Origin of the sequence: Sulfitobacter sp. 1A13368 (assembly GCF_043557275.1) — a bacterium.
Taxonomy (GTDB): domain Bacteria; phylum Pseudomonadota; class Alphaproteobacteria; order Rhodobacterales; family Rhodobacteraceae; genus Sulfitobacter; species Sulfitobacter faviae.
Genome location: NZ_JBIFFR010000002.1, coordinates 322,602 through 342,951 on the forward strand (window position 1 = coordinate 322,602; position 20,350 = coordinate 342,951).

The 20,350-nt window shown below is 62.7% G+C and carries 22 protein-coding genes; 12 read left to right on the top strand and 10 right to left on the bottom strand.

Translation table 11 applies throughout. The annotated features are described in order from the left end of the window. Window positions 1-72: 72 nt before the first annotated feature. The 5 genes from ACGYK4_RS05120 (at window position 73) to ACGYK4_RS05140 (ending at window position 3,463) form a co-directional block, all read left to right on the top strand. A complete protein-coding gene (locus ACGYK4_RS05120; protein WP_067267539.1) occupies window positions 73-729 on the top strand; it encodes an ATP-dependent Clp protease proteolytic subunit in 657 nt (218 codons plus the stop codon). Window positions 730-853: 124 nt separating this feature from the next. Continuing rightward, a complete protein-coding gene (gene clpX, locus ACGYK4_RS05125) occupies window positions 854-2,122 on the top strand; it encodes an ATP-dependent Clp protease ATP-binding subunit ClpX (protein WP_271689851.1) in 1,269 nt (422 codons plus the stop codon). 67 nt (window positions 2,123-2,189) lie between these two features. Continuing rightward, the gene (locus ACGYK4_RS05130; RefSeq protein WP_394431679.1) at window positions 2,190-2,558 is read left to right on the top strand and encodes a Rid family hydrolase; all 369 of its coding nucleotides are present in this window, start codon (window positions 2,190-2,192) and stop codon (window positions 2,556-2,558) included. Between the two features lie 103 nt (window positions 2,559-2,661). Continuing rightward, window positions 2,662-3,045, top strand: a complete 384-nt coding sequence (locus ACGYK4_RS05135; protein ID WP_394431681.1) for an NADH:ubiquinone oxidoreductase subunit NDUFA12 — start codon at window positions 2,662-2,664, stop codon at window positions 3,043-3,045. 55 nt (window positions 3,046-3,100) lie between these two features. Next, window positions 3,101-3,463 (top strand): DUF2155 domain-containing protein, encoded by a 363-nt coding sequence (locus ACGYK4_RS05140; RefSeq protein WP_394431683.1) that lies wholly within the window; start codon window positions 3,101-3,103, stop codon window positions 3,461-3,463. On the opposite strand, the gene aat is transcribed toward ACGYK4_RS05140, so the two are convergent. The 8 genes from aat to ACGYK4_RS05180 all read right to left on the bottom strand — a co-directional run bounded on the left by aat (window position 3,427) and on the right by ACGYK4_RS05180 (window position 11,386). Further along, on the bottom strand, window positions 3,427-4,062 hold the full coding sequence (gene aat / locus ACGYK4_RS05145) for a leucyl/phenylalanyl-tRNA--protein transferase (RefSeq protein WP_394431685.1): 636 nt from the start codon (window positions 4,060-4,062) through the stop codon (window positions 3,427-3,429). The genes ACGYK4_RS05140 and aat overlap by 37 nt on opposite strands. A 6-nt stretch (window positions 4,063-4,068) precedes the next feature. Then, window positions 4,069-5,421: an acetyl-CoA carboxylase biotin carboxylase subunit gene (accC, locus tag ACGYK4_RS05150; protein ID WP_394455426.1), complete on the bottom strand. Its 1,353-nt coding sequence runs from the start codon at window positions 5,419-5,421 to the stop codon at window positions 4,069-4,071. A gap of 9 nt (window positions 5,422-5,430) precedes the next feature. Continuing rightward, on the bottom strand, window positions 5,431-5,943 hold the full coding sequence (accB, locus tag ACGYK4_RS05155) for an acetyl-CoA carboxylase biotin carboxyl carrier protein (protein WP_394455428.1): 513 nt from the start codon (window positions 5,941-5,943) through the stop codon (window positions 5,431-5,433). Between the two features lie 196 nt (window positions 5,944-6,139). Beyond that, window positions 6,140-6,892: an ABC transporter ATP-binding protein gene (locus tag ACGYK4_RS05160; RefSeq protein ID WP_067261816.1), complete on the bottom strand. Its 753-nt coding sequence runs from the start codon at window positions 6,890-6,892 to the stop codon at window positions 6,140-6,142. Between the two features lie 33 nt (window positions 6,893-6,925). After that, a complete protein-coding gene (locus ACGYK4_RS05165) occupies window positions 6,926-7,690 on the bottom strand; it encodes an ABC transporter ATP-binding protein (RefSeq protein WP_394431691.1) in 765 nt (254 codons plus the stop codon). A 10-nt stretch (window positions 7,691-7,700) separates the two neighbouring features. Continuing rightward, the gene (locus ACGYK4_RS05170) at window positions 7,701-8,906 is read right to left on the bottom strand and encodes a branched-chain amino acid ABC transporter permease (protein ID WP_209218747.1); all 1,206 of its coding nucleotides are present in this window, start codon (window positions 8,904-8,906) and stop codon (window positions 7,701-7,703) included. Window positions 8,907-8,909: 3 nt separating this feature from the next. After that, window positions 8,910-9,938 (bottom strand): branched-chain amino acid ABC transporter permease, encoded by a 1,029-nt coding sequence (locus ACGYK4_RS05175; RefSeq protein WP_271689857.1) that lies wholly within the window; start codon window positions 9,936-9,938, stop codon window positions 8,910-8,912. Window positions 9,939-10,039: 101 nt separating this feature from the next. Continuing rightward, window positions 10,040-11,386: a substrate-binding protein gene (locus ACGYK4_RS05180; protein ID WP_394455430.1), complete on the bottom strand. Its 1,347-nt coding sequence runs from the start codon at window positions 11,384-11,386 to the stop codon at window positions 10,040-10,042. Between the two features lie 234 nt (window positions 11,387-11,620). Here ACGYK4_RS05180 and ACGYK4_RS05185 point away from each other — a divergent pair, with 234 nt between their 5' ends. The 4 genes from ACGYK4_RS05185 to ACGYK4_RS05200 all read left to right on the top strand — a co-directional run bounded on the left by ACGYK4_RS05185 (window position 11,621) and on the right by ACGYK4_RS05200 (window position 16,395). Continuing rightward, window positions 11,621-12,913 carry a helix-turn-helix domain-containing protein gene (locus ACGYK4_RS05185; protein ID WP_394455431.1) on the top strand — a complete coding sequence of 431 codons (1,293 nt, stop codon included), beginning with the start codon at window positions 11,621-11,623 and terminating at the stop codon, window positions 12,911-12,913. 117 nt (window positions 12,914-13,030) lie between these two features. Continuing rightward, window positions 13,031-13,399 carry a response regulator transcription factor gene (locus ACGYK4_RS05190; protein ID WP_067261826.1) on the top strand — a complete coding sequence of 123 codons (369 nt, stop codon included), beginning with the start codon at window positions 13,031-13,033 and terminating at the stop codon, window positions 13,397-13,399. 6 nt (window positions 13,400-13,405) lie between these two features. Beyond that, window positions 13,406-13,696, top strand: coding sequence for a hypothetical protein (locus ACGYK4_RS05195; protein WP_394455433.1), 291 nt, complete (start codon window positions 13,406-13,408; stop codon window positions 13,694-13,696). After that, window positions 13,696-16,395: an ATP-binding protein gene (locus tag ACGYK4_RS05200; RefSeq protein WP_394455434.1), complete on the top strand. Its 2,700-nt coding sequence runs from the start codon at window positions 13,696-13,698 to the stop codon at window positions 16,393-16,395. The genes ACGYK4_RS05195 and ACGYK4_RS05200 overlap by 1 nt, the downstream gene beginning before the upstream one ends. A gap of 32 nt (window positions 16,396-16,427) precedes the next feature. Here the strand turns inward: ACGYK4_RS05200 and ACGYK4_RS05205 are convergent, their stop codons facing one another. Beyond that, complete coding sequence (locus tag ACGYK4_RS05205; protein WP_394408411.1) at window positions 16,428-16,850, bottom strand: TIGR01244 family sulfur transferase; 423 nt, start codon at window positions 16,848-16,850, stop codon at window positions 16,428-16,430. A 67-nt stretch (window positions 16,851-16,917) separates the two neighbouring features. After that, window positions 16,918-17,157: a hypothetical protein gene (locus ACGYK4_RS05210; RefSeq protein WP_168612596.1), complete on the bottom strand. Its 240-nt coding sequence runs from the start codon at window positions 17,155-17,157 to the stop codon at window positions 16,918-16,920. A gap of 108 nt (window positions 17,158-17,265) precedes the next feature. On the opposite strand from ACGYK4_RS05210, the gene ACGYK4_RS05215 reads away from it, so the two are divergent. From ACGYK4_RS05215 to tig, 3 genes are all read left to right on the top strand, one after another. Beyond that, window positions 17,266-17,550 carry a DUF2312 domain-containing protein gene (locus ACGYK4_RS05215; protein WP_067261835.1) on the top strand — a complete coding sequence of 95 codons (285 nt, stop codon included), beginning with the start codon at window positions 17,266-17,268 and terminating at the stop codon, window positions 17,548-17,550. A 129-nt stretch (window positions 17,551-17,679) separates the two neighbouring features. Further along, window positions 17,680-18,597, top strand: a complete 918-nt coding sequence (locus tag ACGYK4_RS05220) for a calcium/sodium antiporter (protein ID WP_394455436.1) — start codon at window positions 17,680-17,682, stop codon at window positions 18,595-18,597. A gap of 154 nt (window positions 18,598-18,751) precedes the next feature. Next, on the top strand, window positions 18,752-20,083 hold the full coding sequence (tig, locus tag ACGYK4_RS05225; protein ID WP_394455438.1) for a trigger factor: 1,332 nt from the start codon (window positions 18,752-18,754) through the stop codon (window positions 20,081-20,083). Window positions 20,084-20,350 lie beyond the last annotated feature (267 nt).

Below are 20,350 nucleotides of genomic sequence, written 5' to 3' on the forward strand. Positions count from 1 at the left end.
ACCGGGGGGACTAATCTCTGGGTAACAGTTTTGCGGGTATGGTCCCGCGAACAGGAACTGAGGCAGGCACGCATGAACGATCCGATCAACACCTATATGAACACGCTTGTCCCGATGGTGGTTGAGCAAACCAGCCGGGGCGAGCGGTCCTACGACATCTTCTCGCGTCTGTTGAAAGAGCGGATCATCTTCGTCAACGGCCCGATCCACAGTGGGATGAGCCATCTGGTCGTCGCCCAGCTGTTGCACCTTGAGGCCGAGAACCCCTCCAAGGAAATCAGTATGTACATCAACTCGCCCGGTGGCGAGGTGACGGCGGGCCTGTCGATCTACGACACGATGCAATATATCAAGCCCAAGGTCTCGACCTTGATCTGCGGCATGGCGGCCTCTATGGGGTCGGTCATCGCGATCGGCGGCGAGAAGGGCATGCGTTTCGCGCTGCCCAATGCCGAAGTGATGATCCACCAGCCCTCCGGCGGCTCGCAGGGCATGGCCGAAGATATCCTGATCTCGGCGCGCCACATCGAACGCACCCGTGAGCGGATGTATCAGCTCTATGTCAAACACTCCGGCCAGCCGCTGGAAACCGTTCAAAAAGCCCTCGACCGTGATCTGTGGATGACGCCCGAGGAAGCCAAGGAATGGGGCCATCTCGATGAGATCGTCGAAAGCCGTGGCAAAGCCGATGAGGCTGCCGCCGGTGGCAAGGACAAGAAAGACAAGTAATCGAAGGGGCCCGGCGCTGCATATTTTGCGATTGTAGCGCCGGGGTCACTGGCCTAAGCTCGAGGCCAAATCTCGCGGCCCCAAGACCGGGGCGGACATACACGACAGACCTGAAAGGTTTGAGATGGCGAATAATTCCGGCAACGACAGCAAAAATACGCTCTACTGTAGCTTCTGCGGCAAGAGCCAGCACGAGGTGCGCAAGCTGATTGCGGGGCCGACCGTGTTCATCTGCGACGAATGCGTCGAGCTGTGCATGGATATCATCCGAGAAGAGACCAAAGCCTCGGGCCTCAAGGCGACCGATGGCGTGCCCACGCCCCGCGACATCTGCGGCGTGTTGGACGACTATGTGATCGGTCAGGCGATGGCCAAGCGCGTGCTCTCGGTGGCGGTCCACAACCACTACAAACGGTTGAACCACGCCCAGAAGGGCGGCGATATAGAACTGGCGAAATCCAACATCCTGCTGATCGGCCCCACTGGCTGCGGCAAGACGTTGCTGGCGCAGACGCTGGCGCGCATCCTCGATGTGCCCTTCACCATGGCCGATGCGACCACGCTGACCGAGGCCGGCTATGTGGGCGAGGATGTGGAGAACATCATTCTCAAGCTGTTGCAGGCGTCGGAATACAACGTCGAGCGCGCGCAGCGCGGCATCGTCTATATCGACGAGGTCGACAAGATCACCCGCAAGTCTGAAAATCCCTCGATCACCCGCGACGTGTCGGGCGAGGGCGTGCAGCAGGCGCTGCTGAAGCTGATGGAAGGCACCGTGGCCTCCGTGCCGCCGCAGGGCGGGCGCAAGCATCCGCAGCAGGAGTTCCTGCAGGTGGACACCACGAACATCCTCTTCATCTGCGGCGGTGCGTTTGCCGGTCTCGACAAGATCATCGCGCAGCGTGGCAAAGGCTCTGCCATGGGCTTTGGCGCCGACGTGCGTGACAATGACGCTCGCGGCATTGGTGAGATTTTCACCGATCTTGAGCCCGAAGACCTGCTGAAGTTCGGTCTGATCCCGGAATTCGTGGGCCGTCTGCCGGTTCTGGCAACACTCGAAGATCTGGATGAGGACGCTCTGGTCACCATCCTGACCGAGCCGAAGAACGCTCTGGTCAAACAGTACCAGCGTCTGTTCGAATTGGAGGACACGCAGCTGACCTTCACCGATGACGCGCTGCAAGCCATCGCCAAACGCGCGATCGAGCGGAAGACCGGCGCTCGCGGTCTGCGCTCCATCCTCGAAGACATCCTGCTCGACACGATGTTCGAACTGCCGGGGCTGGAGACGGTGAGCGAAGTGGTCGTCAACGAGGAGGCCGTCACATCGGAGGCCAAGCCGCTGATGATCCACGCCGACAGCGAAAGCAAAGAACCAGCCAGCGCGGGCTAAGCGCGTAAGGCAAAGTCATAGGGGCGGGCCATCTGGTCCGCCCTTTTGCGTTTCGGGAGAGGGCTTTATGCAGCGCATTTCATCTGGCGGCATCTATGAGGGTAAGATCGGCTACAGCCGCGCTGTGGTGGCGGGGGGCATGGTCCATGTCTCCGGCACCGTGGGTGAGGGGGCAGAGGTGACGGCGCAATGCGCGGCGGCACTGGCAACGATCAAGGCGGCCTTGGCCGAGGCAGGAAGTGATTTCGCCCATGTGGTGCGCGTCACCTATATGCTAACCGACGCGGCGGAGTTCGAAGCTTGCTGGCCGCTTCTACGCTCGGCCTTCGGCGCGCATCCGCCCGCGGCGACGATGATCGAATGCGGGCTGATCGACCCGAAATACCGGATTGAGATCGAATGCACGGCCCTTTTGCGCGCGGCGGCAGATGGCTGATTTTCGGCGGCGAATCCTGCCGCGCGTGGAACCTCCTGCGCGGTGAGGCTGGACGCCAAAGCCTCCATGGTGCATATAACGGGCAACAGGAACGGAGACCTCAATGGGCATTCTCAATTCACTTCTGCGCAGTGTCACATGGTGGAACGGCCAGACGCTGAACACCCAGCTTTTCACTTGGCGCAAGGGCAGCAAGGTGGGCGAAGACGCGCAGGGCAACGTCTATTACCGCAACGCCGACGACAGCAAACGCTGGGTCATTTTCAACGGTGAGGCCGAGGCGAGCCGCGTGAGCCCCGATTGGCATGGCTGGCTGCACCGCACATGGGACGAGCCGCCGACCGACAAGCCGCTGGCGCATAAGCCATGGGAAAAGGCCCATGTGGAGAATCGCACCGGCACCGCCATGGCCTATGCGCCCGCCGGGTCGCTGCGCCGCGCCGAACCTATCGAACGTAAGGATTACGAGGCCTGGCAGCCTGAATGATCGGTTGGCCGCGCCTTTCGCGCGGCCCCAAAGCTCACGCAATCCGGGTGTACCCATGAAAAAGCTTCTCTTGGCCGCGCTTTTGCTGGCCGCGCCGCTTCACGCTCAAGAGGGGGGGCAGGTCGCCAGCGCCTCGGGTGGCGTGTTGCGTGCCTTAGACAAGATTTCGGGCGATACGACCGATCTGGAGATCACCAAGGGCGACCGGCTGACCTTGGGCAATTTGCAGATCACCATGGTCGATTGCCGCTATCCGGCGGGGGATCCGGCGGCCAATGCCTATGCCGCGCTTGAGATCACCGAAGAGGGCAGCGACAGCGCCTTGTTTTCCGGTTGGATGATCGCCTCGGCCCCCGCGCTGCACGCGCTGGAGCATTTCCGCTATGACATCTGGGTCATGCGCTGCAGCACGTCCTGAAGACTGTCCAACTTAGGCGCGCTGAACCGCGCATTGCCGCGTTTCGCCACATCGAGCTGCGCGTGATATTCTGCCCGCGAAATCTCCACCGCCCCGAGAGAGGCGAGGTGATCGGTCAGAAACTGCGTATCGAACAGGGTGAACCCCGCGCGGCGCAGCCGATCCACCAGCGCTGCCAGCGCCATTTTTGACGCATTGGTCCGGCGCGAAAACATGCTCTCGCCGAAAAACGCCCGGCCCAGCGTGACGCCATAGACACCGCCCACCAACGCGTCACCGTCCCAAACCTCAAGCGAATGGGCATAGCCCGCGCGGTGCAACGCAGTGTAGAGCGCGGTGATCTCGGCATTGATCCATGTGTCTTCGCGGTCGGCACAACCGGCGACGACAGCTTGAAAATCACGGTTGATCGTGTGGTGGAACGTGCTGCGCCGAATGGCGCGGGCCAGAGAGCGCGAGATGTGGAAACCGTTGAGCGGCATCACCCCACGGCGCCGCGGATCGACCCAGAAAATTTCCGGGTCGTCGCGGTGTTCCGCCATGGGGAAAATCCCGATGGAATAGCCGTGGAGCAGGATCTCTGGCGTCAGATCCGACATGTCATGTCAGCCGTCGCCGAGGTTGGTTTCCAGCCAATGCTCAAGCCAGTGGATGTTGTAGCCGCCCGATTGGATGTCTTCTTCGGCCAGCAGGGCGTGGAACAGCGGCACGGTGGTGTCGACCCCGTCCACGATCAACTCGCCCAAAGCGCGGCCTAGACGCGCGAGCGCCTCGGGCCGGTCGCGACCGTGCACGATGAGCTTGCCGATTAGGCTGTCGTAGAACGGCGGGATCGAATAGCCGTCGTAGAGCGCCGAATCCATCCGCACGCCAAGACCGCCGGGGGCGTGATACTGCGTGATCTTGCCCGGGCAGGGCGAGAAGTTCGGCAGTTTCTCGGCGTTGATGCGCACCTCGATGGCATGGCCATTGATCTGCAGATCATCCTGCGTGAAGGACATCGGCAGCCCTTCGGCCACGCGAATCTGCTCGCGCACCAGATCGACACCAAAGATCGCCTCGGTCACCGGGTGTTCCACCTGCAGGCGGGTGTTCATTTCGATGAAATAGAACTCGCCGTTCTCGTAGAGGAACTCGATGGTGCCCGCGCCGATGTAGTTGATGTTGGCCACGGCGTCGGCACAGACCTTGCCGATGCGCGCACGCTCTTCCTCGGTGATGGAGGGGCCGGGGGCCTCCTCAAACACCTTCTGGTGGCGGCGCTGCAGCGAGCAGTCGCGCTCGCCCAGATGCACGGCATTGCCCTTGCCGTCACCAAAGACCTGAATCTCGATGTGGCGCGGCGTGGTGAGGTATTTCTCGATATAGACTTCGTCGTTGCCGAAGTTCGATTTGCCCTCGGCGCGGGCGGTCTGGAAGGCCTTTTCCATGTCCTTGGCGGTCTGGGCCACTTTCATGCCCTTGCCGCCGCCACCGGCGGTGGCCTTGATGATGACCGGATAGCCGATCTCCTCACCGATGCGCTTGGCTTCTTCCAGCGAGGTGACCCCGCCGTCGGAGCCGGGCACGCAGGGCACGCCGAGCTTTTTCATCGTGTCTTTGGCGGTGATCTTGTCGCCCATGACGCGGATATGCTCGGCGGTGGGGCCGATGAAGGTGAGCCCGTGATCTTCGATCACCTGCACGAAATTCGCGTTCTCGGACAGGAAGCCGTAGCCGGGGTGGATCGCCTCGGCGCCGGTGATCTCGCAGGCCGCGATGATGGCGGGGATCGAGAGGTAGGATTGGGTCGAGGAGGGCGGGCCGATGCAGACGGATTCGTCGGCCATGCGCACGTGCATCGCGTCACTGTCGGCGGTGGAATGCACCGCGACGGTCTGGATGCCCATCTCGCGGGCCGCGCGGATGACGCGCAGCGCGATCTCTCCCCGGTTGGCGACTAGGATTTTGCTGAACATGTCCGGCCCTTATTCCAGGATGACCAGCGGCGCGCCGAATTCCACGGCATCGCCGTCGCCGACGAGGATGCGTTTGACGGTGCCGGCGCGGGGGGCGGGGATGTGGTTCATGGTCTTCATCGCCTCGACGATCAGAAGCGTGTCACCTTCGGAGACCGAGGCCCCGACGGAGATGAAGGCGGGCGCGCCCGGCTCGGCTTGCAGATAGACGGTGCCGACCATGGGCGAGGTCACGGCGCCGGGGTGATCTGCAGGATCGGCGTCTGCGGCAGGGGCAGGTGCGGAAGCGGCGGGGGCGGCAGCGGCGGGCGCCGGTGCGGCGGCAGGCGCCGGGGCGGCTTGGTACTGCTGCTGGGGGGCGGCCATGACCTGCTGCGGCGGCTTGCGGCTGACGCGCACGTTCAGGCTGTCATCCTCGGCATAGTCGCGTTTCACCTGAAGCTCGGTCAGGTCGTTTTCATTCAGCAGCTCGGCGAGGGCCTTGATGAAGGCCACGTCAGCGTCATGGGTTTTGTTTGTCATTGGATCCTCGAAGATTTCGGCAGGCCTGCGGCCCGTCGCTGCGCGATTGATTGGCACGCTTATAGGGCATGGGCAAAGCCATGAAAAGCCAACTGTTGTCTAGGGGGTAGGATCGGTTTTTTGTCGCGCAAAGCAGTCCGGGCGCGAGAATGAGGCTGGGCCTCAGCCGCGCGCGCCGGACCTGAGTGACCTTAGGTCAGATCGCGAGGTATTCCGCGCGCAGTTCCGCGTTGTCCAGCACCTCGGCGGCGGTGCCGTCAAAGACCACGCCGCCGGTGTCGAGGATCACCGCCCGGTCGGCCAGTTTCAGCGCCCGCACCGCGTTTTGTTCGACCAGAATCGTGGTGATGCCCTGCGCTTTGATCAGCCCCAGCGTTTTCTCGATCTCATCCACGATCACCGGCGCCAGCCCTTCGTAGGGCTCATCGAGTAGCAACACCTTGATGTCACGGGCCAAAGCGCGGGCGATGGCGAGCATTTGCTGCTCCCCGCCGGAGAGGGTCACCCCCTCTTGATGGCGCCGCTCGCGCAGGCGGGGGAAGAGGTCATAGAGCCGGTCGAGCGACCAGCCGATGGGCGGGGCGATCTGGGCGAGTTTGAGGTTCTCTTCGACCGTGAGGCCGGAAATGATGCGCCGATCCTCGGGCACCAGCGCCAGCCCCGCGGCAGAGGCTTGGTGGCTGGCCATATTGTGGAGCGGCTGATGGTCGAGCCAGACCTCGCCACGTTTCAGCTCTGGGTCGCTCACCCGCGCGATGGCCCGCAGGGTCGAGGTTTTGCCCGCCCCGTTGCGGCCCAGCAGGGCGAGAATCTCCCCTTCATGGACGTTAAAGCTCACCCCCTGCACGATGTAGCTTTCGCCGTAATAGGCGTGAATGTCCCAGACCGAGAGGAAAGCGGGGGCGGTTTGGGCGTGGTTGGCGTTTTTGTCGAGCGTGCTGGTGGTCATATGCTGTCCTAGATCTGCGGCAAAGGGAGGGGGTCAGGCGGCGTCTTGGCTTTCGCCGAGGTAGGCTTCGCGCACCTTGGGGTGGCCCTTGATCCGGTCGGGCGTGTCTTCGACCAGCGGCGTGCCTTGGGCCAGCACGGTGATCCGCTCGGCCAGTGAAAAGACGACATGCATGTCGTGTTCGATGATGGCGATGGTGATGTCGCGCTCGTCCTTGATCTGTTTGAGCAGGTCGATGGTGTTATTGGTGTCGGCCCGCGCCATTCCGGCGGTCGGTTCGTCCAAGAGCAGCAGACGGGGGTCTTGGGCGAGACACATGGCGATCTCCAACCGCCGTTTGTCCCCGCGGGACATGGAGGCTGCGGGCATGTGCCGTTTGTCGATCATACGCATGTCGCGCAGCATTTCCTCGGCCTTGTCGATCATGTCCTGCTGGCCCACGACGCGGGACCAGCCGTTGAGCTGAAAGGCCCCGTCGCGTTTGGCAAGGCAGGGGATCAGCATGTTTTCCATCACCGTCAGATCACCAAAGATCTCGGGCGTTTGGAACACGCGGGAAATGCCCATCTGGTTGATCTCATAGGGTTTGCGGCCCAGCACAGACTGCCCGTCGAACATGACAGAGCCGGTATCGGGGATGAGCTTGCCCACCAGACAGTTCAGCAGGGTGGATTTGCCTGCCCCATTGGGGCCGATGATGGCGTGGACGGAGTTCTCCGCCACGCTGAGGTTCACATCGCTCAGCGCCTGCAACCCGCCAAAGCGCTTGCCGACATTTTTGACTTCGAGAATGGCCATGATGTCTCTCCTATTCCGCGGCTTCGCTGCGCTGTTGGGCGGCGTCGGCCTCGACCGAGCCTGCGTTCTTGTCCCGGCGGCGGAAGACCCGGCCCAGACGTTGCCCGCCCTCGACCAGCCCACCGGGCAGGAAGATCACGACCAGCATGAACAGAAGGCCAAGGGTCAAGTGCCAGCCCTTGCCGACGAAGGGGTGGATGATCGCGACCATCGCGTCTTCGATTCCGTCGGGCATGAAGGCGAACCAGCCGTGCAGCACGTTGTCGTTGATCTTGGCGAAGATGTTCTCGAAATACTTGATGAAGCCCGCGCCCAGCACCGGCCCGATCAAGGTGCCCGCGCCGCCAAGGATCGTCATCAGCACGACTTCGCCCGATGCGGTCCATTGCATCCGCTCGGCCCCCGCCAGCGGGTCCATCGCCGCCAGCAGACCGCCCGCAAGCCCGGCATACATGCCAGAGATGACAAAGGCCGCCAGCGTATAAGGCCGCGTGTTCAGCCCGGTGTAGTTCATCCGCTGCTGGTTCGATTTCACCGCCCGCAGCATCATGCCAAAGGGCGAGCGGAAGATGCGGATCGCCAGATAGAAGGCGAGGATCAGGAAGACCGCGCAGAAATAGTAGCCGACCGAGAAGGTGAAGGTCCAACCGCCGAAGAACAGCGTCGTCGAGGAGTTCATCGCGGCACCGAAGAGATTCGGAAACGAAGGCGCGTCGACGGATTGGAGGTACTGCGGATCGGAGGTGTAGATCTGCAACCCCGTCTCACCATTGGTGATCGGCGTCAGCACTGAATAGGCGAGGTTGAAGGACATCTGCGCGAAGGCCAGCGTCAGGATTGAAAAGTAGATGCCCGAGCGCCGCAGGCTGATGTAGCCGATCAGTGCCGAGAACAGCCCCGCCATGATAACGGCCAGCACCAGCGCGGGCACGACGTTGTAGCTAAGCAGTTTGAACATCCAGACGGCAGAGTAGGAACCGACCCCCAGAAAGGCCGCATGGCCAAAGGAGAGATAGCCGGTCAGGCCAAAGAGGATGTTGAACCCAATGGCAAAGATGCCAAAGATCACAAAGCGTTGCATCAGGTCGGGGTAGCCCGCGTTGAACTGTGCAAGGCCCGAATCCGCCGGAAAGGGGTTGAGGATGAAGGGGGCGAAGAGCGTGAGAACGATCACAACCCCCAAAAGAAGCGTATCGCGTTTTTCCAGTCCGAACATGTCTTATTCCTCCATCACGCCGCGGCGCCCCATCAGACCGCGCGGGCGGACCAGCAGGATCACGATGGCAACGACGTAGATGATGATCTGGTCGATACCGTAGATGATGCTTTTGATTTCATTCATGGACGCGAGGCTTTCGAGGATGCCCAAAAGGAACCCCGCCAGCACCGCGCCCGGCAGCGAACCCATGCCGCCGACCACGACGACGACAAAGCTCAGCACCAGAAAGTCCATGCCCATGTGATAATTGGGCGAGTTGATCGGCGCGTACATCACTCCCGCAAGCCCCGCCACGGCGGCGGCGATGCCGAACATGATGGTAAAGCGGCGGTCGATGTCGATGCCCAGAAGGCCCACGGTCTCACGGTCCGCCATGCCTGCGCGGACCACCATGCCGAAAGTGGTGAATTGCAAGAAAGCAAAGACCGCGGCGATGATGAGGGTCGAAAAGCCAAAGTAGACCAAGCGCCAATAGGGGTAGGCCAAAGACGTGTCCAAACCCAAGAGCGGCGCGAAATCGAAGCTGCCGACAAAGGCCTCAGGCGCGGGGGTGGGGATTGGGTTGGCGCCGTAGAAATATTTGACGACTTCCTGCAAAACGATGGCGAGGCCGAAGGTCACGAGGATCTGATCTGCATGGGGGCGCTTGTAGAAATGTTTGATCAGCCCACGTTCCATGATGAAGCCAATGAGCAGCATCACCGGGATCGCAAAGAGGATCGCCAGCGGCACCGACCAATCGATAATCGCCTGTCCCGTTTCCGGCCCGAACCACTGTTCGACATAGGGGGTTTTGACCTTCAGCGGATTGCCGAGGAAATCCTTCTTGGTCTCGTCGATGGTCTCGACGCTCAGCGTCAGAATGCGTTGCAGCGTGACCGAACAGAAGGCCCCGATCATGAAAAGCGCCCCATGGGCGAAATTGACCACGCCAAGGGTGCCGAAGATCAGCGTCAGCCCGAGCGCAATGAGCGCATAGGCCGAGCCTTTGTCGAGGCCGTTGAGTATTTGCAGAAGGATTGCGTCCATGGTCCCCACCTGTAAGGGAAGCGTTTACAAGCGGCTTGGCCGCTTGCAGCGATAAAAAGGGCGCGCAGGATCAGGCCCGCGCGCCATCTGATGTCAGCGGATCACGCGCCGGGGTTGCATTTGCCCAGATCACCGCCCGCGAACATCGGGTGATCGGGGGCATATTCGACCTGTGCACGGGGCGTCTGTTCGACGATCTCCAGCGTGTCGTATTCGCTGGTCGGGTTCTCTGCCCCCTTCATCACGAGCACGTCTTTGAAGCACTGGTGATCGTCGGCGCGGTAGAGTGTCGGCCCGTTGCCCAGCCCGTCGAACTCATAACCCTCAAGCGCCTCGGCCACGGCGCAGGGGTTGAACGAGCCCGCCCGTTCCACCGCATCGGCATAGAGCAGGGTCTGCACGTAGCAGGTATGCGCGGAGTTCGAGGGCGGGCGGCCATATTTCTCACCAAACGACTTGGTGAAGGCCTTGGACCCTTCGTCTTGCAACTGCCAGTTCCAGTTCATCGAGCCGATCACGCCCTGCACGTTGGCCCCGGCACCGGCGGCCATCAGCTCGGAGTAGAGCGGCACGACGATCTCGAACTTCTTGCCGTTGACCTGTTTGTCGAGCAGGCCGAACTGCACCGCGTTGGTGAGCGAGTTCACCATGTTGCCGCCGTAGTGGTTCAGCACCAGCACATCGGCGCCCGAGTTTAGCACCGGCGCGATATAGGAGGAGAAATCGGTCGAGGCGAGCGGCGTCAGCACGTTCTCCACGGTCTCCCAGCCCATCGCCTCGGTCGCGGCGGCGATGGATTCCTGCTGGGTCCAGCCCCAGTTGTAATCCGCCGTCAGGTGATAGGCGCGGCGCTCAGACCCATAGGCGTTCTTGAGCACCGGGGCGAGGGCGGCGGCGGACATATAGGCGTTGAAGAAATGCCGGAAGCCATTGGCCTTTCGGTCCTTGCCGGTGGTGTCATTGGCATGGGTCAGACCCGCCATGAAGATCACGCCCGCCGATTGGCAAAGGTCTTGCACGGCCACGGCCACGCCCGAGGACGAGCCGCCGTTGATCATCACCGCGCCGTCTTTTTCGATCATCGACTTGGCGCTGGCGCGGGCCGCGTCGGATTTCGTCTGGGTGTCGCCGGTGACATATTCGACCTTCTTGCCCAGAATGCCGTTCCCTTTCAGCGCCTTGGAACTGAAGGTGTTCATCATGCCGCCGTCGCCCCCGCCATTGAGGTGTTCGACCGCAAGTTCCTGCGCGCGCAGCTCGTCCAGACCTTCTTCGGCATAGGGGCCGGTCTGGGGCACGTTGAAGCCAAGCGTCACGGTGCTGCCCGTGGGGGCATTGGTGAAGCCCGCGTGATTTTCCGCGCGCAGATAGGTCGGCAGCGCCAACCCTGCACCGGCAACCGCGCCGGTCTGGATCAGCCCGCGGCGTGTCAGTTTCGTAAACGACATGAAGTCCTCCCATTTTTGTAAGTCGCGGCAGCGGAACCTCCCCCCGATGCCACAACACGCAATAGTGCAAAGAAACTATGGCGTGGAAAATGAAAACCGATCAATAAGGCGCTTGATCGTAACGATTTTTTTGTAAATATATTCGCAATCGCATCGGTGGATCTGTAAAGAATATGATATTGCGGCGCAGAAAGACCTTGAAACAACGGGTGAAAAATCCCTCCGGGCCGTCCCATGCGTGAAGGGCTGACCGGCAGCCGCATCCGTGAGCGGCGCGTGATGGCGGGGCTGAAACAGGCGGAGCTTGCGCAGCAAAGCGGCATCTCGGCCAGCTATCTCAACCTTATCGAGCACAATCGGCGCAGAATCGGCGGCAAGCTTTTGCTCAACATCGCCCATGCGCTTGGGGTCGAGCCGCAGGCGCTGACCGAAGGGGCCGAAGCCGCGCTGATCGCCACCCTGCGCGAGGCGGCAGAGGATGCGGGGCTGACCGGGCCAGAGAGCGACCGGGCGGATGAATTCGCGGGGCGGTTTCCGGGCTGGGCCAAGGTGCTGGCCAACAGCCAGCGCCGCATCGCGGCATTGGAGCAGACGGTCGAGGCGCTCTCGGACCGTTTGGCCCATGACCCGCAGCTTGCCACCTCCATGCATGAGCTATTGAGTACCGCCGCGGCGATCCGGTCGACTGCCGCGATTCTGGCAGAAACGGACAGTTTGCAAGCGGAATGGCGCGATAGGTTTCACGCCAATATCCACCAAGACAGCCGCCGCCTATCTGACAGTGCGCAGGCGCTGGTGACCTATTTCGACAATGCCGCCGAGACCCGCGAGGTGGCCCATTCGCCCCAGGCCGAGGTTGAGAGTTTCCTCGCCGCGCATGACTACCGTTTCGACCCTTTGGAAGAGGCGCGCGCCCCGCAGGCGGCGATTGCGGCGCTGGTCGAACAGGCCGATACGCTCAAGACCAAGGCCGCGCAGCATATCGCGACGGGGGTGTTGCAACAGATCGCCCGCGATGCGGCGGCGCTGCCTTTGGCGCGGCTGGAGCGGGCGGCGGGGGAGATAGGTCACGATCCTGCCGAATTGGCGCAGGCACTCGACCAGCCGATGGGCCGGGTGCTGCGGCGCTTGGCGTCACTGCCTGACCTCGGCGCGGGGCTGGTGGTCTGTGACCGTTCTGGCAGCGTGACATTCGCCAAGTCGATCGAAGGGTTCACCGTGCCGCGCTTTGGCGCCTGTTGCCCGCTTTGGCCGCTCTTTGCGGTGCAGGGGCAGCCGGGGCTGGTGATGAAATCCCGCGTCATGCAGATGGGGCGCGGGCAGGCGGAGTTCGAGGCGATTGCCACCTGCGAAGTGCAAGCTGCGGCTGCCTATAACACGCCGCCGCTCAGCCAATCGGTCATGCTGCTCTTGCCGGTCCCCTCGGGGGCAGCGCCTGCGCAGCCGGTGGGGGCGACCTGTCGCATTTGCCCGGTCGAAGGATGCCGCGCGCGGCGCGAGCCTTCGATCCTGCGCGAGGGGATCTGAGGCGGCGCAGCAGGCAGTTTTTGACAGGGCTGGCAAACCGATGCATGCTCCCCCCGGTGCGCGAGACCCCGCAGCAAGACGGGGCGGCCGCACACCGAGGGGGGAGACTTTTTGCCGATGAGCAAACTCGTAGTTCTGGTGGAGGACGAGGTGAATATCGCCGAGGCCATCCGCTTTTTGCTGAGCCAAGAGGGTTGGCGTGTGGAGACCTTGGCCAATGGGTCAGGCGCGGTGGAGGTGATCCGCAAGGCATCGCCGGATCTGGTGATGCTCGACGTGATGCTGCCGGGCAAGAGCGGTTTCGAGATATTGGATGAGCTGCGGGGTGACCCCGAAACCGGCGCGTTGCCGGTGCTGATGCTGACCGCGAGGGGCCAAAGCCGGGACCGCGCCATGGCCGAAAAGGCGGGTGTCAGCCGCTTCATGACCAAGCCGTTCTCGAATGCCGAGATGCTGGACGCGGTGCGCGACCTGATCGCCAGTTGACCTGCCATGCCCCGTAGGCCGATCTTTCTGGAAAAACGCGGCTACCGTCAGCGGCGGATGATGGATGCGGTGCGCCTGTTGCCGTTTCTGGGGTTGATGCTGTGGATGGTGCCTCTGCTTTGGCCCGTCCCAGCGGGCAGCCCAGACCCCACCGCGCCGACCATCCCGATGAGCGTGGCGCTGCGCTATCTCTTTGGGGTCTGGGCGTTGCTGATCTTGGGGACATGGGCGCTCTGGCGGCGGACCCGGGATGTGGCCTCGGATGAGGATGCAGCACAGCCGGACGGGCCGCGCTGATGGTATCGCTCAACCAGTTGGTGGTGGTCTGCCTGATGTATGTGGCGGGGCTGTTCATCGTGGCCTTCGCCGCCGAACGCGCGGCCCTGCGCGGGCAGGGCGGCTGGCTGCTGCGCTCGCCGCTGGTCTACACGCTGTCCTTGTCGATCTATTGCACCGCTTGGACCTTTTACGGCGCGGTGGGATATGCGGCGCGCTCGGGGCTGGAATATGTGACCATCTACCTCGGCCCTTCGCTGGTGATGATCGGCTGGTGGTGGGGGCTGCGGCGTTTGGTGCGGATCGGGCGAAGCCATCGCGTCACCTCGATCGCGGACCTGATTTCATCGCGCTATGGCAAGTCCAACACGCTGGCGATCGTCGTGACGGTGATGGCCGTGATCGGTGTGACGCCCTATATCGCGCTGCAATTGCAATCGGTTATCCTGTCGCTGTCGATCTTCGCCGCCGCCGACGTGCCGCTGGCCGAGGCGGGGGGCGATGTGATCAACCGGGGGCAGGCGGCGCTTTGGGTCGCGGCGGGGCTGACGCTCTTTACCGTGCTTTTCGGCACCCGGAACCTGAACGTAAACGAACGGCATCACGGCGTGGTCATCGCCATCGCGGTGGAGGCCGTGGTCAAGCTCTTGGCGCTGGTGGCGGTGGGGGTCTACGTCATCTGGGGCCTGGCCGGGGGCTTGGGCGAGACCTTGGCGCGGATCGACGCCTCCGACATCGGCCAATGGCAAGTGCAGGGCAGCCGTTGGGCCGCGTTGACCGTGCTTTCGGGGGCCGCGCTTTTGTGCCTGCCGCGCATGTTTCAGGTCATGGTGGTCGAGAACGACGACGAGCGGCAGTTGCAAATCGCAAGCTGGGCCTTCCCGCTGTACCTGATGCTGATGAGCCTTTTCGTCGTGCCCATCGCGGTGGTGGGGCTAGACCTGATGCCCGAAGGCGCGAACCCCGATCTTTTCGTGCTGAGCCTGCCACTCAGCCAAGGGCAGAACGGGCTGGCAATGCTGTCTTTCTTGGGCGGTTTCTCATCGGCGACCTCGATGGTGATCGTCGCCACGCTGGCGCTCTCGACCATGGTGAGCAACCATATCGTCATGCCGATCTGGCTGGCGCTGCGCCGCGATGGGGCGACGCAGTCGGGGGATGTGCGCAATATCGTCATCCTTGCGCGGCGGTTGTCGATTTTCTGCGTGGTGGGCTTGGGTTATCTCTACTATCGCGCCTCGGGCGGCAGCGGGGCGCTGGCCGCGATTGGCACGATTTCCTTCGGCGGGGTGGCGCAGTTTCTGCCCGCGATGCTGGGCGGCGTGCTTTGGCGCGGGGCCACGCGTACGGGTGCGCTTTGCGGGCTCGGCACGGGCTTTGTGCTTTGGGTTTTTACCATGTTGCTGCCAAGTTTCGGCGCGGATGTGGCCCTATCGACCGAGACTTTGGAGCAGGGACTTTGGGGCCTCGCATGGCTGCGCCCCGAGGCGCTTTTTGGCATCGCGGGGATCGACCCGACGGTGCATGCGGTGGTCTGGAGCATCGCGCTCAACACGCTGGTTTTCGTGGTGGTCTCTCTCTTTAGCTTCCCCACGCCGTTGGAGCGGCTTCAGGGCGCGCAATTCGTCAATGTCTTTGACCATTCCGGCCCGGCGCGGGGGTGGACGGCCTCGGTCGCGGGTAGCGAAGACTTGATGATCATGGCGCAGCGCATCTTGGGCGCGACGGAGGCGCAGGCGTTTTTCACCCGCGAGGCCGAACGGCAGGGGCAGGGGCGGCGGTTGCCGGAACCCACGCCGCGATTCGTGCAAGCCTTGGAGCGGGAATTGGCGGCCTCAGTCGGGGCGGCCACGGCCCATGCGATGGTGGCGCAGATCGTCGGCGGGGCCTCGGTCTCGGTCCAAGACCTGCTGGCTGTGGCCGACGAATCCGCGCAGATGCTGGAGTATTCCAGCCAGTTGGAGGCCAAGTCGCGCGAGTTGACCGAGACGGCGGCGCAGCTGCGCGCGGCGAATGAGAAGCTGACGCAATTGTCGCTGCAAAAGGACAGTTTCCTCAGTCAGATCAGCCATGAATTGCGCACGCCGATGACCTCGATCCGCTCGTTTTCCGAGATCCTGCGCGATGCGCCCGGTCTCACGGATGCCGACAAGAACCGCTATGCCACGATCATCCATAGCGAGACGATCCGTCTGACGCGGCTGTTGGATGACCTGTTGGATCTCTCGGTGCTGGAAAACGGGCAGGTGACGCTGAACCAACGCGAAGGCAACCTGCGCGATCTGCTGGATCTGGCGGTGACCACGGCGCAGGCGGGGGCCACGCGGCCGCTCAAGGTGCTGCGTGATCCGCAGGCCGAGGATATTATGCTGACCAGCGATCTCGACCGGCTGGTGCAGGTCTTTATCAACCTCGTCACCAACGCCCGCAAATACTGCGCTGCGGATGACCCGCGACTGGTGATCACGCCGCGGGTGACGGCGCAGGGGCTGGTGATTGATTTCGTCGACAACGGCCATGGGATCGACGCAGGGTCGGAGGCGCTGATTTTCGAGAAGTTCTCGCGCATCACGGGGGAGGGCGATGGCGCGGGGCTTGGCCTTGCCATCTGCCGTGAAATCATGTGCCGCTTGGGCGGAGAGATCAGCTTTCTGCGGGATGTGCCCGGCACGGCCTTCCGTGTGCAACTGCCCGCCCGCGCCCTGACCGCGGCGGCGTAGAATACCGGCCCCCAATGGGACCGGCAGAGACCTCAGGTATAGCTTTGCCCCAGCATGGGGCGCATGTTTTCAAGGTCATACCCGCCTTGACGTGCGGCTTCGATGATCGCGTCGCTGTCCATCTCACCGGCTTGGCCCAAGGCCCAAGCGATGGTGGAGCGGGTGCCCGAGGCGCAATAGGCCAGCACGGTGTCATCGGTTTCCACGCCGAGGGCGCGGTTCTTGGCGATGACATCTGGGGTCATGGTCTGGTGGGTCAGCGGCTGTTCGGCAAAGGCAATCCCCGCGGCCTCGGCCGCGCTGCGCATGGCGGCGGCCTGATGGCTGGGCGGCACTTCCGCGTCGGGGCGGTTGCACAGGATGCGGGTGATGCCTTGGGCGCGCAGGCTTTCCATGTCACCGGGCTCGATCTGCGGGGCGACGAAATAGCGGGGGGTGATTTGGCGAATATCCATGGGCCGATTTAAGCAGATGCAGCGGCCCTGTCCAGCACCGCCGGAGCGGGCTGGTCAAACGCGCCGATCAGCCCAGCGAAATCCCAAGGATCACCAGCATCAGGCCGATCACGGAGAGAAACAGCGCGCCCATGTTCAGCGGCACGACTTTGCGCAGCACCACGCGCATCTCCTCATCGTCGAGCTGCGCGCGTTTTGCACGGCTCACCTTGATGATGCACCAGCCCAGACCGAGCAATCCCAAGAGGGACAGACCGGCGCCGCCCCAGACCATGAGATCGAAAATAGATGTGTTTGCGCTTTCCATGGCGGCAGAGCTACGCCAAACCGCCAAGGGGGGCAAGTCCCGCTTGCGGGCTGGGCGTGCAGCCTGTAGTCAAACCCGCCAGAGCCAGCCATTCCGTGAGGACTTCCCATGAGCGATACCAGCACCAATCCCGATGTCGTCGAATCCCAAGGTGATGCGACCTACCGGGTCACCGCCAATGAGCTGCGCCAGTTCGTCGAGCGGATCGAGCGTTTGGACGCCGAGAAGAAAGACCTTGCCGAACAGCAAAAAGAAGTGATGGCCGAAGCGAAATCGCGCGGTTACGACACCAAGGTGCTGCGCAAGGTGATCGCCCTGCGCAAGCGCGACAAGGACGACATCGCCGAAGAAGAAGCGGTGATGGAAATGTACAAAGAAGCCTTGGGCATGTGAGCGCCCTGCCGCGGCGGGACTGAATTTTCCGCGCGGCCTTGAATGCCTCCGGCCCATCCCCATTTGCATCGGGCGTCTGCGCGGTCTCCGCGGCGCCCGATGGTCTGAGGCCGGTGAGTTTTTTTTCCCGTGAACATTCTGTTTGTCCTTGGTGGTCTGCTGGGGCTCGTGCTCGGTGGTGAGTATCTGGTGCGCGGCGCCGTGGTGCTGGCGCAGAGGGTTGGCATGTCGCCCTTGGTGATCGGGCTGACGGTGGTGGGCTTTGGCACCTCGGCTCCTGAATTGGTGACCTCGGTTCAGGCGGCTTTGCTGGGCGCGCCGGACATCGCGCTTGGGAATGTCGTGGGATCGAACATCGCGAATATCCTGCTGATTCTCGGCCTTGCGGCGGTGATCGCCCCGGTGGCCATCTCCGGACGTAGTTTCGCGCGGGACGGGACGGTCATGCTGGCGGCGAGCCTGCTCTGCCTCGGCACTGTGCTGCTGGGGCAGGTGGATCGGCTTGCGGGGGGCGTCGCGCTCGTGGGACTGGCTGCCTATCTGATTTACACTTTTCGCAGCGATCGAAGCGGGGCAGAGGCGATGGAGCCGCTGCCGGATCAAGCGCCGTCTTGGCTAGCGCTCGTCTGGCTGCTGGGTGGGCTTTTGCTGACCATTCTCTCGGCGCGGTTTCTGGTCACTGGGGCTGTAGCGCTCGCACAGGCCGTGGGGCTGTCGGAGGCGGTGATCGGGTTGACCATCGTGGCCGTGGGCACCTCCATGCCGGAACTGGTCACGTCGGTCATCGCCGCAAGGCGCGGGCAGAGCGATGTGGCATTGGGCAACGTGGTCGGCTCCAACATCTTCAACATTCTTGCCGTTCTGGGCATCACCGCGCTGATCCAGCCGGTGGGGGTGGCTGCGCAGATCGCCACGCTGGACATTTGGGTGATGCTGGGGGCCACGGTGGCGCTGATCGCCTGCGCCTTTGGCGGGCGCGTGACACGCGGGCAGGGGGCGCTCTTTGCGCTGGCCTATGTGGCCTATGTCGCCGTGCTTTTAGTCTAGCCCGGCACTGGGCTGCCCGGCGGGGGTGGGGGCGATTTCTGCGGATGTGGCGCGATGGGCCGCGGACCCCCTTGCGCAGGCGGTTCAACACCCATAGAAGGACACAAATTTTCGCCCGCGCCCCCGCCGCGCGGCCTTACCCTATGGAGCACACATGCAGGTCAACGAGACGCTGAACGAAGGTCTGAAACGCGGTTACAACATCACCGTCACCGCCGATGAGCTTGAAGCCAAGGTCAACGAGAAGCTGGCCGAAGCGCAGCCCGAAGTCGAGATGAAGGGCTTCCGCAAGGGCAAGGTGCCGATGGCGCTGCTGAAAAAGCAGTTCGGCCAGCGGATCATGGGCGAAGCAATGCAGGAAAGCATCGACGGCGCCATGAACGAGCACTTCGAAAAGACCGGCGACCGCCCCGCGATGCAGCCCGAGGTCAAGATGACCAATGAGGACTGGAAAGAAGGCGACGACGTCGAAGTCTCCATGTCCTACGAAAAACTGCCTGAGATTCCCGAAGTTGATCTGAGCAAGATCGAACTGGAAAAGATGGTGGTCAAAGCTGACGATGCTGCTGTCGAAGAAGCACTGGCAAGCCTTGCCGAAACCGCGCAGGACTTCAAAGCCCGCGAAGAAGGTGCCAAGGCAGAAGATGGCGATCAGGTTGTGATCGACTTCAAAGGCTCCGTCGACGGCGAAGAATTCGAAGGCGGCGCGGCGGAAGATTACCCGCTGGTGCTGGGCTCCAACTCCTTCATCCCCGGCTTCGAAGAGCAGTTGGTTGGCGTGAAAGCGGGCGAAGAGAAATCGGTCGTCGTGAACTTCCCCGAAGAGTATCAGGCCGCACATCTGGCCGGTAAGGAAGCGACCTTCGCTTGCACCGTGAAAGAAGTGAAAGAGCCTGTTGCTGCTGAAGTAAACGACGAGATGGCCAAGAAATTCGGTGCCGAGGATCTCGGCGCGCTGAAAGGTCAGATCGCTGAGCGTTTGGAAGCGGAATATGCCGGTGCTTCGCGCGCTGTGATGAAGCGTAACCTGCTGGACGCGCTGGACAAAGAGGTCAGCTTTGACCTGCCGCCGTCGCTGGTTGACGCCGAAGCCAAGCAGATCGCGCATCAGCTGTGGCACGAGGAAAACCCCGATGTGGAAGGCCACGATCACCCCGAGATCGAGCCGACCGACGAGCACAAGACATTGGCCGAGCGCCGCGTCCGTCTGGGCCTGCTGCTGGCCGAGCTGGGCCAGAAAGCCGACGTTCAGGTGACCGACGCCGAGATGACCCAAGCGATCATGAACCAGGCGCGTCAGTACCCGGGTCAGGAGCGTCAGTTCTTTGAATTCGTGCAGCAGAACCAGCAGATGCAGCAGCAGATGCGCGCGCCGATCTTCGAGGACAAGGTTGTCGATCATGTGGTCGAACAGGCCAAGGTGACCGAGAAAGAGATCTCGAAAGAAGAGCTTCAGAAAGCTGTTGAAGAACTGGAAGACGAATAAGTCTTACGGGATCGGATTTTGGAGCAGGGGCGACGGGAAACCGTCGCCCCTGTTTTGTTGGGGCTGCACGCGAAGCGTGGCCTTTGCCTGTCACTCTGGATGGGCGTGAAGGATTACCGACCCTACTGTCGACGTCCCGCCCGGGGGCACTCCGGGGGGCGATTTTCAAGGTCTCGAAAATTCGCAGCAGTTGTGTGCGATGGGGGCGACCGCAGGCCACCATCGTTGCAACGCCCCCCAGGGAGGGCGCTGCCCTTTGTGGCAGTG

What these genes read in the sequence shown, in the direction of transcription:
- ACGYK4_RS05120 (WP_067267539.1), top strand. Translation starts at nt 73, where the DNA reads ATGAACGATCCGATCAACACCTATATGAACACGCTTGTCCCGATGGTG.
- clpX (WP_271689851.1), top strand. Translation starts at nt 854, where the DNA reads ATGGCGAATAATTCCGGCAACGACAGCAAAAATACGCTCTACTGTAGC.
- ACGYK4_RS05130 (WP_394431679.1), top strand. Translation starts at nt 2,190, where the DNA reads ATGCAGCGCATTTCATCTGGCGGCATCTATGAGGGTAAGATCGGCTAC.
- ACGYK4_RS05135 (WP_394431681.1), top strand. Translation starts at nt 2,662, where the DNA reads ATGGGCATTCTCAATTCACTTCTGCGCAGTGTCACATGGTGGAACGGC.
- ACGYK4_RS05140 (WP_394431683.1), top strand. Translation starts at nt 3,101, where the DNA reads ATGAAAAAGCTTCTCTTGGCCGCGCTTTTGCTGGCCGCGCCGCTTCAC.
- aat (WP_394431685.1), bottom strand. Translation starts at nt 4,062, where the DNA reads ATGTCGGATCTGACGCCAGAGATCCTGCTCCACGGCTATTCCATCGGG.
- accC (WP_394455426.1), bottom strand. Translation starts at nt 5,421, where the DNA reads ATGTTCAGCAAAATCCTAGTCGCCAACCGGGGAGAGATCGCGCTGCGC.
- accB (WP_394455428.1), bottom strand. Translation starts at nt 5,943, where the DNA reads ATGACAAACAAAACCCATGACGCTGACGTGGCCTTCATCAAGGCCCTC.
- ACGYK4_RS05160 (WP_067261816.1), bottom strand. Translation starts at nt 6,892, where the DNA reads ATGACCACCAGCACGCTCGACAAAAACGCCAACCACGCCCAAACCGCC.
- ACGYK4_RS05165 (WP_394431691.1), bottom strand. Translation starts at nt 7,690, where the DNA reads ATGGCCATTCTCGAAGTCAAAAATGTCGGCAAGCGCTTTGGCGGGTTG.
- ACGYK4_RS05170 (WP_209218747.1), bottom strand. Translation starts at nt 8,906, where the DNA reads ATGTTCGGACTGGAAAAACGCGATACGCTTCTTTTGGGGGTTGTGATC.
- ACGYK4_RS05175 (WP_271689857.1), bottom strand. Translation starts at nt 9,938, where the DNA reads ATGGACGCAATCCTTCTGCAAATACTCAACGGCCTCGACAAAGGCTCG.
- ACGYK4_RS05180 (WP_394455430.1), bottom strand. Translation starts at nt 11,386, where the DNA reads ATGTCGTTTACGAAACTGACACGCCGCGGGCTGATCCAGACCGGCGCG.
- ACGYK4_RS05185 (WP_394455431.1), top strand. Translation starts at nt 11,621, where the DNA reads ATGCGTGAAGGGCTGACCGGCAGCCGCATCCGTGAGCGGCGCGTGATG.
- ACGYK4_RS05190 (WP_067261826.1), top strand. Translation starts at nt 13,031, where the DNA reads ATGAGCAAACTCGTAGTTCTGGTGGAGGACGAGGTGAATATCGCCGAG.
- ACGYK4_RS05195 (WP_394455433.1), top strand. Translation starts at nt 13,406, where the DNA reads ATGCCCCGTAGGCCGATCTTTCTGGAAAAACGCGGCTACCGTCAGCGG.
- ACGYK4_RS05200 (WP_394455434.1), top strand. Translation starts at nt 13,696, where the DNA reads ATGGTATCGCTCAACCAGTTGGTGGTGGTCTGCCTGATGTATGTGGCG.
- ACGYK4_RS05205 (WP_394408411.1), bottom strand. Translation starts at nt 16,850, where the DNA reads ATGGATATTCGCCAAATCACCCCCCGCTATTTCGTCGCCCCGCAGATC.
- ACGYK4_RS05210 (WP_168612596.1), bottom strand. Translation starts at nt 17,157, where the DNA reads ATGGAAAGCGCAAACACATCTATTTTCGATCTCATGGTCTGGGGCGGC.
- ACGYK4_RS05215 (WP_067261835.1), top strand. Translation starts at nt 17,266, where the DNA reads ATGAGCGATACCAGCACCAATCCCGATGTCGTCGAATCCCAAGGTGAT.
- tig (WP_394455438.1), top strand. Translation starts at nt 18,752, where the DNA reads ATGCAGGTCAACGAGACGCTGAACGAAGGTCTGAAACGCGGTTACAAC.